This window comes from Chitinophagales bacterium, from assembly GCA_040877935.1.
Taxonomy (GTDB): Bacteria; Bacteroidota; Bacteroidia; order Chitinophagales; family CAIOSU01; genus JBBDNB01.
The window spans coordinates 89,945-104,357 of the sequence record JBBDNB010000012.1; the positions used below are offsets into that span (position 1 = coordinate 89,945).

Genomic DNA, 14,413 nt, shown 5'->3' on the forward strand with positions numbered 1-14,413 from the left:
GGAGTGGCAGTTTTGAGGCTGACATCTCTTTTAGATTTTTTATCTGGCACTGTTTTCAACTTTTAGCATTTGGCGCAAATAACTTTTAGCGTCATTTCACTGCAAAATTATGTAGTGGTTGACTTTACGTGGCGCCAACAAACTTACAGAGTTTAGCATTTTTTACAAAATAAGTCAACTATTTGGTAAATCTCACTCTTAACAGAAAGTTTTTCGTCATTAATCATTTTTTCTAATGAATAATTCGGGTTTAACAGTTACTTTAGATATCTACTAGAATCACCCTATGGCTCCATCACTGCTATTTACGTACACAGCTTGTGGAATTTTCTTTCTCACTGGTCTAATCACTGGCGTTTGGAAGTACTACCATATCCATTCATCGAAGGAAGCACAAGCACCTGTCTATGTGGATATCGCACATCGAACATCGCTGATGTATAGTTTTGCCACACTGGTTCTGGCCAAATTTGTGGAACTAAGCCCCTATTCCGAGATGGTGACTTTCTGGTCGGCAGCAGCGCCCATCGTGTTTTTCGCTCTGGCGATTTCAACGTATGTGATTCATGGGGTGCTAAAAGACACCGATAATCAGATGAAAAAACCCCACAAACTGGGAGCATCCACGCTTCCTAATTGGGTGATTATCACATTTATGGTGGCGCTGATCATAGCTGAGATCGGAGGGTTTGGAATTTTGTTTGTGGGATTCTTGAGCACGCTATAGCTCTGAAAACGCACAAGATGGCTGGAGCTCATAGCTAGCGGGTCTTGCCACGAGCGGGGGCTTAAGGCTCAATTTTTATTTCTTTATAAGTTACGGCTTTATTCAACTTGGTTATATGATAATTGATATCATACTTACCTTTTTTGTGGGATGTAGAGTTGAATTTATTTTTTACATCCTGTAATATTTCTTGAGGGATGTTTTCTTCTGATTTAACTTGAAATGTTGAGTTTTTTTTCACAATTAATATAAAATCAACTTGATAGTTTTCTATATTTATAGGGTAAGTTGCTCTACTTTGCATATAGAGATTATTTTGGTAAATGCATGTCCTAAGTTTATCAGATATATCTGGGATCCAGTACTCTATTATTTTTAATATATGAGAACTATCAGTATGCAAATCATATTCAATTTCAGACCTCCCATTTGAATCGCAATCTAAATGGATAAAACCTTTTAATGAGTAACTGTAATTTTGATTTTTTAATTTTTCTAAGATATAGTTCTCTATTATTTCTTTTCTTTTTAAGTAAAGGGTTTTATTATGTTCTTCAACATTAATAATTGTGTTGCTTCTGAGGTTTAAAAACTCGTTATGTTTGGCTTTTACTTTTGCTATTCTTATTGAATCCTCCTCAATTTTCCTTAATCGGTCTAGTTCTCTTTTTTCGCGTGATAAATCATAAGGTATGATAATAAATACAGGATTGTACTCTTTTAAATAGTCTTCAAGGCTGGCTGCTACATAATCTTTATAATAGAGGCGAAATGGATCTTCATAAAAAAATAACAATCTACCAACTGAATACCTCCAAACAATATCGTCTGGCTGAAATGCAATATGGTTTTTAGCTATATATTTTATTGAGTCATTTTTTGGGTAAAGTAATTCTTTGCTTTGATGAGGTAATGAGACATATTCAATTCCATCTATAAAGGATGTATTTGATGACTTATCAAAATTCACATGAAAATTTCTAACAAACTCTGAAATATCGAGTTTCTTAATTATTCTACCTGTCTGTATATTGCGCTTAAGCCTCCAATATAATATTCCTTTATCATATTTTTGAATATCTTCAATCTCAATAAAAGTATTGTTTTTCTTTATTTTTTCTTTTATTAACCATTTGCCATCAAAAATACCTTCTTTGTTAAAATTGCCTTCAACATATAAATCACTGTGATTGTTGAAGTAAAATTCTCCTATTAATTTTCCATCCTTAAAAGTGCATGAACTTATCAGTGTTTTATTTGCTCCATCAATTTTAATTTTCGTCCATTTACCGTCTAATTTATCATCCTTGAAATTTCCAGATTGAACTATATTGTCAGATATAAATTTCCATTCGCCAACTTTTAATCCATTTGCATATTGTCCTTTTATTTCATTTTTATTACCTGATTCTGATTTCCGTATATATGTGAATGCACCATGGTATATTCTTTCGTAGGCATCATTTTCATAATACTCATAAGTAGCCTCTCCACCTTTATAAGATCCCTTATAAGTTTTAATGTTTTGAGCAATAGATGCATAGTGTATAAAACACAAGCACAGAAGTATGCATTTATAAATCATCTTTGAATATCCTTTATAAAATCCCTCAAAGCTTCAATAATAAGCTTGTTATTAGAATTGTTTTCGTTTAATATACTTTTTAATATTTGAATAGATAATTGATCAGGGATAATAAACCACATTGGATTACCAAATACTTTAGGATAACTTACATCTTCAGAATTATAATCATCGCCATTCCATCTCATAGCTATAACACTATAATCGTTTTCCCAAATCCCTGAGATAATGGAAAACTTATCATTATCATACAATATTTTTCTATATTCATTTTTTTGAATTTACTAATCTTGGATTTATTTATCAAAGTTAATTTTTTTCTGGGTATGTAAAGGGTAGAAGCAGTATCCATTGGAAGAAGGTTCGCATTTTCTCTGCTGAAAGCTTTGCTGCAAATGCGCTACAACTTGGGGGCAGTTGGGGGCTCTAACTTTTCGTTTTAGTACTGACTTTTATTTCATTCACTTACTTTTCAGTTAAACAACTATACCCCAATTGATTATAGCCGATGTTGTAGCGGTTGTTTTTTATATTCTAAAATTTAATTATTATCAATTGTTACTAAATATTTTTTATACAATTCTATGAATACCTTGTCTATCAAAACCAATAGAAAAAAGTAAATAAAATAGTTTTCGTATTTGTGGTCTTCATTTGCTAATGTTTTTAGTGTTGGCAAATTCTGTTGATACGAGGGAGTGTTGTGTGCAATTCGATTTCTTTGCCTATACAAATGCTTTTCATACATTTTTTTCAATGATGTGTTTGCAAATAAGGTCGCTTTTTCATTAGCAAAATGTGTGGCTTTAATATCCTTTAAAATTGACTCAAAACTTAGAATATCTTTCTGTGCCCAAATTGATAAATTGGTATTTGAAAATGTATCTAAAATATCCGAAGAAGTTGTTATCAATATATCTTTTTTATCAATATCAATATTAGAAAACTTTAAACCATATTTTTCAATTTGCTTTATCAATTCCTTGTAAATCTTTTGCTTTTCTGAATAGCTTGAACATTCACCAAAAGGCATTCTTGTAAAATCATATCTGTATTCGTAATCAACGGTCGCCATTTCCCAACAGACACATTTCATTTTCTGTTCTTGAAATCCTGTCATTTTTAGAAATACGGATTGCATTACATAGTCACACAAGGGAAAGGTTTCAATTCCACTTCCTATTCCTGTACTTGCAGACACAATATCTTTCAAAATGTCTGTAATTGGTGATAATATGAAATCGGTGTGATTGTTAGGACGCATACTTTTCGAATACTTCTATTGATGAACTAATTCGCGACCTTAAATGTCCTAAGTTACTTGGTGCTTTTGTATGTGAGTTATCATTTTTGAACACACTTATTTTAGTTTCAATTTTTTGTTTTAGTTCGTCTTTTTTTGTATTGTCTATCGTTTTGTTTTCAAAGACAATTGTGTATGTAAGACCAAAGAAATACATATCCAAATCAATAATTGATGGAAATTGATTTTTGATTTCCAATGAATTTAACGCTTGTTTCAAATTTAATAAACGGGCCTCATATTGTTTGTTCGGGAATATGCTTGAAAACTTCCCATACTTATCATCAGTATCGGCAATAACGGAATAAATATATTCTTCGTAATACTTTTCCATTTTTGGTTTATAACTGCGTGCAACCTTGTTTACTGAATTTTCTTTGTTGAATTGCGACAATAAAGACAAACATCTAACAAAGTCAATTTTTGTTTCGCTACTCACACCTTTTACCGCAAATGTTTTAGTGAAGTCGGGCACAAAAAACTGAACTAAATTTTGATCTAAAAAATATAAAGAAGCTCTACTTTCCTGTGGCAATAAAGCTTCACCTTGTATGTTTATATTTCTAAAAACGGAAGAGTAATATTTTTGCTGCTCCCTTTCATCTGTAACAAAAGGCACCAAGTAAGAAAAGCCTAAAAATGTAGTTTCAAGAAACATATCGTCTATCTTGAAATCTATTTTTTTGTAGTTCCCGTCAGTAATTTTTGTAAGAATTTCTTGTTTGTTTTTTCCTTTTTCGGTTAATTTTTCAAACTTCCATTCAAGAATGTTGTCAAGTTGTTCGTCTATTTCTTCTTCGTCATCATTTTCATTTGCGAATTTTTCTATAGCTTTTTTGTATGTGGTCTCGTCAGGGAATAAACTAAGGTATGCTAACAAAACACTTGTTAATCGCTGCTGTCCATCAAGTATTAAATTTTGATTATTATTTTTATTCTTAAAAGCTCCAATTGTCACGGGAGGAACAAATTGTTTTTTCTTAAATGTATCAATTAAGGTTTCAACTTTTTTTTCATTCCAAACAAAATATCGTTGATAGTCCGGAAGTATGATATTCTTTTTCAGAATTAATTCTATCCAATGTTTCAGACAATACTCCCCGTAATAAACTCTGTTGTCCATAAATTATTTTTCTTTACTGTGGTTCTTACCATTGTGCATTGTCGTCTTTAAGTAACCACTCATTTAACCCTCATAAAACTTCTTATACCTGACATGTAAGATTGTTGTATATACACAAGTGGTGTTAGGGTTTATCTATTGTAAATGTACATTTTTTCACAATTCATCAATAGGACTTTTAATATTTTTTATTCAATCAATCATCTATAAAAACGTGGTTTGGTTGTTCGGCTTAATCTTTGGAGATTCCCCGATCTTTAGTTCTAAGGGACATAAAGTCGGGGAATGACGGGGTTTCAAAAGGTATGGTAGTTTCCTAGACCTAAAATAAAAGCCGTCCTTTAGAATCCTTAGAGCGTGGCTTTGTGTGTTGGCTAAGGATGTGGCAATCTCCCAAATCCTACCAGATTCTTCCCTTCGCTTCCTGCCCCTGCCGATTCAGGCGGGTGCTCCGTTCTGCCCGCCCGTACCGAAAAGGTACGTTCGGGCGGGAATGACGGTTTCAATTTAACCTCAATGCTGCTCTTTCTGTTTTCGAATCCAAAGCAATATTGTTATGAAAACGCAAACCCGCGTGAGGGATGGAAGCGGTATCCTTTTGGGGCGGGGCATTAGTGTTGCGGGCTTTGGGAAAGCGACCAGCGGAAGCTCATACTAAAGTCCATTTGCAACACTTTGCCATCGCACCAAAAGATAGAGCGGACAGCCCGGTAAACACGCCATTCTGATGATTTGATGTGCTGATTTTTTGATGTGCTGATGGATTGATTTGAGGATGAAAAATAGTGTCTTAAAATTCAAATTCTACCATTTTTTGGCAGAAAAATTTATGTATTATCCTGAAACACTTGTAAATATTGATGGTTCAGAGGGGAATTATTTTGTCCAACTTTTTAAATGCCACCTCTTAGTTATGGTTTAAATCATTTTTATTTTGATATTTAGGTTTGTTTAGGATTTATTTTTTAGCAATTAGGATTTCCGGTTTATCCGGCTTAGGCTTTGTGCAGTTCCATCACCGTAATTTCGGGCAAGATGCCGATGCGGCCGGGATAGCCGAGGAAGCCAAAACCGCGATTGACGTATAAATATTGTTGACCTTTTTGGTAAAGTCCTGCCCATTGTGGATAGATGTATTGGCTGGGGCTCCAGCGGAAGGAACCGAATTCTATACCAAATTGTGCACCGTGGGTATGTCCGGAAAAGGTGATGTCGATTTTGGGATATTTGGGAATGACTTGGGCATCCCAGTGGCTGGGGTCATGGCTGAGTAGGAGTTTTACGGGAATGTTTTCCGTACCTTTTTCAGCCAGGTCGAGTCGCCCTTTTTTGCCAAAGCGCTTGGCACTCCAGTTTTCTACACCAAGCACGGCAATTTTTTCGCCATTTCTTTCTATGATGCGGTTTTCATTGAGCAAAAGCTGCCAGCCCATTTTGCGCTGCATATCCTGTAGCAATTGCATGTTTTTATCCTTTTCGGCTTGGTCTTTCCAGCGGTAATAATCGCCATAATCGTGATTGCCCAGACAGGAGTAAATGCCTTCTTTGGCCTTGATTTGGGCGAAATATTCCAGATAGGGCAAAAACTCATCTGCGCGGTTGTTTACCAAATCACCGGTAAACAATACAATATCTGGCTTTTCGCGATTGATCATTTCAATGGCGCGAAGGATGGGCCTTTTGGCAGTAAAGGAGCCGGAGTGGATATCGGAAATCTGCACGATTTTAAAGCCCTGGAAGGATTTTGGCAAATGGGGCAATTTCACCTGTGCACGGTGCAATTGGTAGTTGTAGGCATTTTTGACCATTCCGTAAATGCCGCTGAGCAAGGGGATGGCACCGAATACAATGGTGAGTTTCCCGAAAAATGATGCTCGGTCGGGCATGGTGCCTTCTGTTTTTTCGTCCCCAAAAAAGGAAAAGCTCCAGCGCAGAAATCTCCCGGTATCTTCCAATAGCAGGAAAAAGACTACGAATAACTTGGACAGGTACAAGAGCAGGATGACCGCAAAAATGTAAGTGCGCAGAGCATCTGGCCACAGCGGAATGGGGATGAACAAAATAGCCAGAACACAGGTCATGCTGGCAATGCCCACTGCCCAATAGCCCCATTTGATCCAATGGAGTTCGCTGCGAAATCCCGCCTTAAACGCCTGGAAGGCATAAAGGTCGATGAGAAACATCAGCAGTATTACAAAAAGTATGGGGGCAATAAGTCGGGTCATTGTGGTATTTTTGGGCTAAAATCAATAATCGATTATGCGTCAAATTTGTTTTCTAATTGCCTTAATATTTTCCCTGGATTGCACAGCTCAGCAATTGTTTTCCAAAACGGATACTTTTACCGAGGCGGACAGCCTGCGGGGTTCACTCAACAAAGATAGGACTTGTTTTGATGTACATTTTTATCATTTGGATATAAAAGTAGATCCGGATAGTCAGTTTATCAGTGGCAGCAATACCATTGCTTTTGAGGTGGTGCACAGCTTTAAGCGATTGCAACTGGATCTGTTCAAGAATATGCAGATCAATGCGGTAATGCAGGGAGAGGACAGTCTGGAATTTGTGCGGCACCACGATGCTTTTTATGTGTATTTTGATGAGAACCCCAGGAAAGGAGCGCTGCATGAAATCACGGTGCATTACGAGGGAAAACCGATCGTGGCCGAAAATGCTCCTTGGGATGGTGGATTTGTTTGGAAAAAAGACAGCAATGGAAAGCATTGGGTAGGCGTGGCTTGTCAAGGTATGGGAGCGAGCGTTTGGTGGCCCAATAAAGACCACCTGTCGGATGAGCCGGACAGTATGTTGATTTCGGTTGCGGTGCCTGAAAATTTGATGAATGTTTCCAATGGTCGGTTAAGGAATACGGAAGTTTTGGAAAATGGCTGGAAGCGATTTAATTGGTTTGTTTCCAATCCCATCAACAATTACAATGTTACGCTGAATATTGCCGATTATGCCTATTTCTCGGATGAATATGAACGAGCGGAAAGTACGGAAACCTTGCATTATTATGTATTGAACGAAAACCTTGAAAAAGCCAAAACCCATTTTGAGCAGGTTAAGCCCATGATGCGCTGTTTTGAGGAATATATGGGGGAATATCCTTTTTGGGAAGATGGCTATAAACTGGTGGAAACGCCCTATTTGGGCATGGAACATCAGTCGGCCATAGCCTATGGAAATGAGTACAAAACGGGCTATGCCGGCCGGGATTATTCCCGCATTGGGCTGGAATTTGATTATATCATCATTCACGAAACCGGACACGAATGGTGGGGCAATGCCGTGAGTGTGGCAGATATTGCTGATTTGTGGGTGCACGAGGGCTTTTGCACTTATTCGGAAGCGATATATGTGGAGTGCATGTACGATAAGGAAAAAGCGCTGGAATACATCAATGCGAAAAAACCGGGCGTTCAGAACAAAAAACCAATGTTGGGCGTGCAGGGCGTAAATCATGAGGGTTCGAGCGATATGTACAGCAAGGGCATGTTGGTGTTGAATACTTTGCGCTCATTGGTTGAGGATGATGAATTGTGGTGGAATACCATTCGGGCTTTGGTGGCTGAATTTTCTTATACAACTACGGATACGGAAGAAGTAGTGGCTTTTTTAAGTGAGAAATTAAACAAGGATTTGACAGCATTTTTTGAGCAATATTTGGCTTATCCGAATATTCCCGTTTTTGAATATCGACTGGACAGAAGTAGAAAATCGGCCGAGCTTTCATATCGCTGGAAAGCCGATGTTGCTGATTTTGATATGCCCGTTATTGTGCGTTTTGCCGGAGAGAAAAAATGGATTTTCCCAAAAAGAGGGGAGTGGCAAAAAATGGAAATTCCGTTGAGGAAAAAGGAGGATTTCTCTGTGGCCGAGGAATTGTTTTATGTTGGGGTGGAAAAGGTGGATTGATTTTAGGAACGAGCTTGAAAACTCGTACTAGTGATGTGGATTCTACTTTGATGCTTTTATCACTATATAACTGCTATTAGTATCAGCTATATTATTAAAAGTATCATTGAAAATAACTTGAAATGGAAATTTAAATTCTCCAACCTTTTTATGAATGACTTCCATTTTATTCAAGTAACCTTCTGTTTTTTTTCTAAATATGTCATACACGCCTTTATCATTGGTACCGTAAACTTTGTTTATAGAACCAGGAGGCGTAGCAACATATACCGACAATTGAAGAGTATCTCCTACTTTAATATCAAGTGAGTTAGATTTTGCATAACAAAAGTACTGGCCTTCTTCAAATTCAAGACCGCCTTCACTATCATAAAACCTTCTATACACTAATTCACCACTAGGATTAAAAAAATTATACTGTTTCAGTAAACCACTTGTATCATAAATATACTCTTCATTAATTTTTTTTAAATCAACTATGCTACCCTTTAGTGCAATTGAACCATTAGGGTAGAAACAACTATAATTTTCAAGTTTATCATTATACTCATTAAAATCACACCGTATTTTCTCCTTATTAGCGTAAGTGATACTGCTTAAAACAACATCAATTTGATTAGTATTATCATTATCATTGTTGCAACAGAGTAGAAGAACAAATAAAAAAGACAGCATACATTTTTTTAGTACCAACATATTTAAGTGCAATTATTTGTTATGTATCCAGATTTAAATTCTCATCATACCCCACTAAAATAGAAAATTTCCGGATTGGTTATTTTAGGTTGCTTTGAATTAGACCATAAAAATACTCACTAATAAAAATTCGCTTTTAGCGAACTATTTTATTAGTTTTGATGTGTGTTATGAAAGTTCACTTAATCAAATGGAAATCTGTTGAAGGATTCATTTTGAATCACGCGCGTTCAAAAGTATCATTTGAAGGCTTTAAAGAAAGTATTAAACAGGCAGATTGGAACTCGATCAATGATGTTCAGCAAACATTTGCTTCAGCAGATTTAATAAGTAACAATAGAATAGTTTTTAACATTGGAGGTAATAATTATCGTATGATTTGTGCTTTTTGGTTTGGCCCTAAAATGGTTCATCTATACTTGAAATGGATTGGCACACATGCAGAGTACACAAAATTATGCAGCAGAAACCTTCAATATTCAATTGATAAATTTTCATGAAAATGACGAACTATATTATCATCAGGACAGAAGATCAATATTATGCTTATTGCAATGAACTCGAAAGATTGAGCTCAAAATACCAAGACAATCCTTCTGATGTGTTATTGGATAAGATAGAAACGCTTACACTGCTAATAGAACATTATGACCAAGAACATTCAAGTCTCAATGAGCTTGACCCCATTGAACTGTTGAAGTATTTGATGAAAGAAAATCAATTGAAGCAAATAGAACTGGCGAATCTGCTTCAGATTTCAAAAGGGCATTTGTCAGATATATTAAGCTACAAAAAAGGTCTTTCCAAAAATATCATTCGATTGCTTTCTGAAAGATTCAAGGTAAGGCAGAGTGCTTTTAACAGACCCTATAAATTAATTTCAGATATTGACAAGCAGTACAGAAATGCGAGTTGAATGTAATTGTTAAAATCATTTGCTTGTTAGCTGTTTATCTGATTTTGGGTTTTGTTCCAAGGCTAGTTTATGTAAAAACTCAGGAGCGAAATCAGCACCATTTTCCCACTCAATTGTCCATCTGTTTAATGTAAAACTTTTGAAGTACTCAACATTTTTTAGAGGTTGATAAATGGGACCTGCTAAATGTTTTTTTAAGTCAATTGTTCTGCGTAATCCATCATTAAAACTAAGCTCAAGTTTGTATTCTTTTAAATGTTTTGCAGTTGTTACCTTTATTAGCATGTGAATTATTTTAATGGTTCTATTTTATTTAACTGTTTGAATTGCATGGCAAGTTTCCAGTCTTCCAATAATTCTTCTTTGTGTAAATCAATCCATTCATAAATAAGTTTCAAGGCTCTCCTTGGCATTTCACCTTTTATAACTCCATTTTCCAGTTCAACCTTTGCGTCATAATCCTGGTATTCTATATGGATATGTGGTGGGTTATGATCATTGTAAAACATTCTTACTACTATTCCATAAAATCTACTTATTTCTGGCATGAAATAAAATTACATTTTTTTTGGAATCTTTAGATGGAGCAATATTAAATTCGTGTATTCACGGCATAATGGTATGGGCGTAGGAATTTTCTAATACATATTTTCGCTTCAAGGACATTCAGAATCTAAAAGCTCAACTTTTACATTTTCTGTAATGATTTCAGAGAGCAGTTTTAATTCATCAGAGTCAAATTTCTGTGCCAATTCTAAAAGTGCTACATCCTTAGTCAGGGGCTTATAGTTGTTGTAATCCACAAAGCGTATGCCTTCAATATATCTTGGGTTAAAAGCTTCGCGAAAGCGCATGCCACCAACATTTGTTTCAAAGCTGTAGGCCAGGTAATCTACTGTAAAAGAATCAGTCTGTATCCAATAGAGATAGATGTCCTCAAAATCTTCGCCACCGCCTTCCTGGTCAAAAGTGACTTGTAGCAAATGGTATTTTTTATTATTGATGTTTTCTTCTCCCAGGTATTTTTTGTTTACAGCCTCATCATTCAAGCGCCAGGGCAATTGCACAAAATAATGCACTGAATTTACAGAAGCGGAATATTTTGCCGCCATTGTGTCTGGGATTTGCTGTGTAGCACCGTTTTTTAATCTTCTGAAACCTGTTGGACTAAGTACATCCCTGATTGTAGCTGATGAATCATTGCTGATGCGCTCCAAAGTCATTTGTCCGCATTGGCCAATGCTTTTGTAGCTTTTGTCTCTGAAATCAAAACGCACCTTAGCGTTTGCAAATGCTTGTGTGCCAGATTTTTCAATGGCTTTATCTACAATTTTTTGAGCATTATGTGATTCTTCTGGGTTGTTTTGGCAAGCAACAAATAGAAATAAAACAAGAAAATAAGAAAGTCCCGATTTTTGTTTTTGCATGATTTGGATTTATTTCTTGCTGAAAAACCTGTAAAATAGAATCTTCATAAAGTTAGCGCATTCGATCAGCATCTGTTTCCAGCTTATTTTAGAAAATGTCACGGTATCTTTCAGGGAAACCGGTACTGTTATTATTTTCAAGGTTTTGTCCTGATTTGCGAGGTAAAGAAATTCGAGGTCAAACAAATATCTGTTGATTTTGGTTTTAAGCAGGATTTTTTTGCCTTTGTTGTTAAATCCCTTTAGACCTGTTTGTGTATCTGAAGTAGGGAGCTGAAGCAGCATGCGAACACTAGAACGCAGCAACCTGGATATTAAGACCCTTAAGAATGGGACATTCTTATAATAATCCGTTTCCCTTGATCCCACAGCAATATCTGCTTGTTCAAAGAGAAGATTTTCATACATGTTTGCCAGATCTTTTTCGGCATATGGAAAATCTATATCGGTGAATATCTGCAAATCACTTTTTCCCAAAGCAATTCCTTTCCTTATTGCATTGCCTTTGCCTTTATTTATAGCTAAATGCTCAATACATAAATCAGGTATTTTTTGATTTAAAGAAAGCAATGCAGCATCATTTATACCTTTGCTTGATCCATCATTTACAATAATGACTTGAATATTTGTATCAGGCAGTAATTTGCGAATTTCGATGTAGCTGTTGAATACATTTTTTTCCCAATCAGGAAGCGGGTTGTAGCAGGGGAGAATTAAATCGAGAGTGGGTTTATTCATTAGTACAACAAATTTATAGAAAAATTGCTGTAGTTATTTTTTGAAATGATATAGCTTAATTTATGCAATGGTATTTATATCAATTCTCTTATTTTCACGGATAAATAAATTTATTACTCATTATTTATGAAGTCGATTATTAGTTCCTGTAATAGATTGCCTGATTATGCCTATTTAATATTTTTCATACTATTATCTGCAATTGTATTTCTACCAAGTATTCCTTCAGGTTTTGTATTTGATTTTATTGGTTGGGCATGGCTTTATCAACAGGGTACTTTCCTTGATGCTTTGAACAGCTTTGAATACAAAGGCATACATCCGGTGCTACATGCTTTTTCCTATTCTTTTTTTAAGCTGTTTGGTTTTGATGGATTTGCTTGGTATTTGGTGACATCAGTTCTGCATGGATTGAATGCTTTTGTACTGTTCAAATTTTTAAAGTATCTGCTTTTTAATTTTGAAATAACTACTCCTGTATTTTTGGCAGCTGTAATTTCAGTTCTGTTTATACTTCATCCCTATAATGTTGAGCCGGTAGTTTGGAAAGCATGCCTTCACTATTTGCTCTCATTCTTTACGATTGTATTGAGCTTATATCTTATATCGGTAAATGTTGTTGAAAACTCCACAAAACATTATTGGATTGGTATTTTGCTTTTTGCTACTGCTTTGTTCACCCTGGAAATTTCCTTTATTACTCCATTGCTTTGGTTTTTAACTGCTGCTTTGATCAATACAAGATTATCTTCAGAAAATAAAAAGTCATTTCTAAGCTTGGGAATTAGAATGTTGTTGATTCCCGCCTTCTTTTTTGTAGGGTATCTATCATTGACCTATCTCAAATTGGGTAGTGCAATAGGCCATTATGGCGCAGATAAGCATCTTAATTTCGATTTTTATAAAATTCTCCTGAATGCCTACAGCTACTTTGTAAAACACCTGCTTTTTGCCAGGAATTTTAATTTTTATAACAAACCGGCTTATGAGTTGCTCAGTCAGCCTTTTGTCTTGCTTGTAATTACCGGTTTTTTGATTTTTCTGCTTCTTGCTGCTTTATACTATTTTAAGAAAATTCCTCGCAATATTTTACTCTCACTGCATTTTGCAGTTTTGTTTTTTGTGAGTTTGTTGCCGGTTTTGAATTTGTTTTTTTATCACTTATTGTTGTCCGAAAATGACAGGTACGGCTATCTTGCTTCTCCTTTTATAATAGCTTCATTTGTACTTCTTTTCATTAATATTCGCAGCTATTTAAAATGGATACCTGTTTTGCTTTACTTTATGCTAAGTGTTTACTTTTTTAGCATAACTATAGATGCATGGCACAAGTCGGGAATTATAACCCGTGCTTTAGTTAATGATTTTTCTTTTTATGATAAAGAAGAAATAATTTTCCTGAATACCCCTGATAATTATATGGGGGCAATTATATTGAGAGCTGTAAACTCTGATCAATCAATGTTTAATCTTTCATTGGAAACCATGAGAGGAAAGAAATTTGAAGGAAAAATATGGGAAGTTGCGCAATACAGTATGGTCGATAGTGAAAACAAATTCGCAATTCAAAGTGACAGCAGCAATCATCTGAGTATTACATTTAGCAAATGGGGTTCCTGGTGGATGAAAAATGCCCATGGTGCTGTGTCGTATGAAACTGAAAGGTATAAAATGGTACTGAATGACGTAGTATCCTATGATTTGTATATTAAAGGCGAGCTGAATGAAAATACAGCAGTACTTTATCACGATGGAAATAAATGGAAGGAGCTAAGTATAGATTCAATAAAATCAAACAAAGCGGTAAAACTCAATAATTATAAGGGTGTTTATTAGCCTGAGTTTGGAAATTCAATTTGATGCCTAATCACAGTTGTTATAATAAGAAAAAAGGCTTTCTGCATATCTGCAAAAAGCCTTTTTTCTCTCTAACCAAAAACTATAACAACCAAACTATAGTTTCTTTTTTGATGCTCCTGA

15 protein-coding genes are annotated in these 14,413 nt (G+C 35.4%); 5 read left to right on the forward strand and 10 right to left on the reverse strand.

Features of this window, described 5'->3' with window-relative positions:
• The first annotated feature begins 286 nt into the window (after positions 1–286).
• The gene (locus tag WD048_03070) at positions 287–727 is read left to right on the forward strand and encodes a hypothetical protein (protein ID MEX0811171.1); all 441 of its coding nucleotides are present in this window, start codon (positions 287–289) and stop codon (positions 725–727) included.
• A gap of 61 nt (positions 728–788) precedes the next feature.
• Here WD048_03070 and WD048_03075 read toward each other — a convergent pair whose 3' ends face one another.
• From WD048_03075 to WD048_03095, 5 genes are all read right to left on the reverse strand, one after another.
• Positions 789–2,285, reverse strand: coding sequence for a hypothetical protein (locus WD048_03075; GenBank protein MEX0811172.1), 1,497 nt, complete (start codon positions 2,283–2,285; stop codon positions 789–791).
• A 23-nt stretch (positions 2,286–2,308) separates the two neighbouring features.
• Entirely contained in the window at positions 2,309–2,566 is a 258-nt protein-coding gene (locus WD048_03080; protein ID MEX0811173.1) for a hypothetical protein, read from the reverse strand.
• Positions 2,567–2,853: 287 nt separating this feature from the next.
• Complete coding sequence (locus WD048_03085) at positions 2,854–3,576, reverse strand: hypothetical protein (GenBank protein MEX0811174.1); 723 nt, start codon at positions 3,574–3,576, stop codon at positions 2,854–2,856.
• The gene (locus tag WD048_03090) at positions 3,566–4,738 is read right to left on the reverse strand and encodes a DUF262 domain-containing protein (GenBank protein MEX0811175.1); all 1,173 of its coding nucleotides are present in this window, start codon (positions 4,736–4,738) and stop codon (positions 3,566–3,568) included. The genes WD048_03085 and WD048_03090 overlap by 11 nt, the downstream gene beginning before the upstream one ends.
• 995 nt (positions 4,739–5,733) lie before the next feature.
• On the reverse strand, positions 5,734–6,963 hold the full coding sequence (locus tag WD048_03095) for a metallophosphoesterase (GenBank protein ID MEX0811176.1): 1,230 nt from the start codon (positions 6,961–6,963) through the stop codon (positions 5,734–5,736).
• 34 nt (positions 6,964–6,997) lie between these two features.
• On the opposite strand from WD048_03095, the gene WD048_03100 reads away from it, so the two are divergent.
• Complete coding sequence (locus tag WD048_03100) at positions 6,998–8,656, forward strand: M1 family metallopeptidase (protein ID MEX0811177.1); 1,659 nt, start codon at positions 6,998–7,000, stop codon at positions 8,654–8,656.
• A 42-nt stretch (positions 8,657–8,698) separates the two neighbouring features.
• On the opposite strand, the gene WD048_03105 is transcribed toward WD048_03100, so the two are convergent.
• Positions 8,699–9,352 (reverse strand): hypothetical protein, encoded by a 654-nt coding sequence (locus WD048_03105; GenBank protein MEX0811178.1) that lies wholly within the window; start codon positions 9,350–9,352, stop codon positions 8,699–8,701.
• Positions 9,353–9,522: 170 nt separating this feature from the next.
• Here WD048_03105 and WD048_03110 point away from each other — a divergent pair, with 170 nt between their 5' ends.
• Both WD048_03110 and WD048_03115 read left to right on the forward strand, forming a co-directional pair.
• Positions 9,523–9,852 carry a type II toxin-antitoxin system HigB family toxin gene (locus WD048_03110; protein MEX0811179.1) on the forward strand — a complete coding sequence of 110 codons (330 nt, stop codon included), beginning with the start codon at positions 9,523–9,525 and terminating at the stop codon, positions 9,850–9,852.
• Positions 9,853–9,854: 2 nt separating this feature from the next.
• Entirely contained in the window at positions 9,855–10,268 is a 414-nt protein-coding gene (locus WD048_03115) for a transcriptional regulator (GenBank protein MEX0811180.1), read from the forward strand.
• A gap of 15 nt (positions 10,269–10,283) precedes the next feature.
• Here the strand turns inward: WD048_03115 and WD048_03120 are convergent, their stop codons facing one another.
• The 4 genes from WD048_03120 to WD048_03135 all read right to left on the reverse strand — a co-directional run bounded on the left by WD048_03120 (position 10,284) and on the right by WD048_03135 (position 12,433).
• Positions 10,284–10,553, reverse strand: a complete 270-nt coding sequence (locus tag WD048_03120) for a DUF2442 domain-containing protein (GenBank protein MEX0811181.1) — start codon at positions 10,551–10,553, stop codon at positions 10,284–10,286.
• A 5-nt stretch (positions 10,554–10,558) separates the two neighbouring features.
• On the reverse strand, positions 10,559–10,816 hold the full coding sequence (locus WD048_03125) for a DUF4160 domain-containing protein (protein MEX0811182.1): 258 nt from the start codon (positions 10,814–10,816) through the stop codon (positions 10,559–10,561).
• Positions 10,817–10,924: 108 nt separating this feature from the next.
• Complete coding sequence (locus WD048_03130; protein MEX0811183.1) at positions 10,925–11,695, reverse strand: DUF6503 family protein; 771 nt, start codon at positions 11,693–11,695, stop codon at positions 10,925–10,927.
• A gap of 9 nt (positions 11,696–11,704) precedes the next feature.
• A complete protein-coding gene (locus tag WD048_03135; protein ID MEX0811184.1) occupies positions 11,705–12,433 on the reverse strand; it encodes a glycosyltransferase family 2 protein in 729 nt (242 codons plus the stop codon).
• Between the two features lie 126 nt (positions 12,434–12,559).
• Here WD048_03135 and WD048_03140 point away from each other — a divergent pair, with 126 nt between their 5' ends.
• Positions 12,560–14,269: a hypothetical protein gene (locus WD048_03140; GenBank protein ID MEX0811185.1), complete on the forward strand. Its 1,710-nt coding sequence runs from the start codon at positions 12,560–12,562 to the stop codon at positions 14,267–14,269.
• Positions 14,270–14,413: the final 144 nt, after the last annotated feature.

Coding starts and splice junctions, on each gene's coding strand:
- WD048_03070 (MEX0811171.1), top strand. CDS start 287: ATGGCTCCATCACTGCTATTTACGTACACAGCTTGTGGAATTTTCTTT.
- WD048_03085 (MEX0811174.1), bottom strand. CDS start 3,576: ATGCGTCCTAACAATCACACCGATTTCATATTATCACCAATTACAGAC.
- WD048_03090 (MEX0811175.1), bottom strand. CDS start 4,738: ATGGACAACAGAGTTTATTACGGGGAGTATTGTCTGAAACATTGGATA.
- WD048_03095 (MEX0811176.1), bottom strand. CDS start 6,963: ATGACCCGACTTATTGCCCCCATACTTTTTGTAATACTGCTGATGTTT.
- WD048_03100 (MEX0811177.1), top strand. CDS start 6,998: ATGCGTCAAATTTGTTTTCTAATTGCCTTAATATTTTCCCTGGATTGC.
- WD048_03105 (MEX0811178.1), bottom strand. CDS start 9,352: ATGTTGGTACTAAAAAAATGTATGCTGTCTTTTTTATTTGTTCTTCTA.
- WD048_03110 (MEX0811179.1), top strand. CDS start 9,523: ATGAAAGTTCACTTAATCAAATGGAAATCTGTTGAAGGATTCATTTTG.
- WD048_03115 (MEX0811180.1), top strand. CDS start 9,855: ATGACGAACTATATTATCATCAGGACAGAAGATCAATATTATGCTTAT.
- WD048_03120 (MEX0811181.1), bottom strand. CDS start 10,553: ATGCTAATAAAGGTAACAACTGCAAAACATTTAAAAGAATACAAACTT.
- WD048_03125 (MEX0811182.1), bottom strand. CDS start 10,816: ATGCCAGAAATAAGTAGATTTTATGGAATAGTAGTAAGAATGTTTTAC.
- WD048_03130 (MEX0811183.1), bottom strand. CDS start 11,695: ATGCAAAAACAAAAATCGGGACTTTCTTATTTTCTTGTTTTATTTCTA.
- WD048_03135 (MEX0811184.1), bottom strand. CDS start 12,433: ATGAATAAACCCACTCTCGATTTAATTCTCCCCTGCTACAACCCGCTT.
- WD048_03140 (MEX0811185.1), top strand. CDS start 12,560: ATGAAGTCGATTATTAGTTCCTGTAATAGATTGCCTGATTATGCCTAT.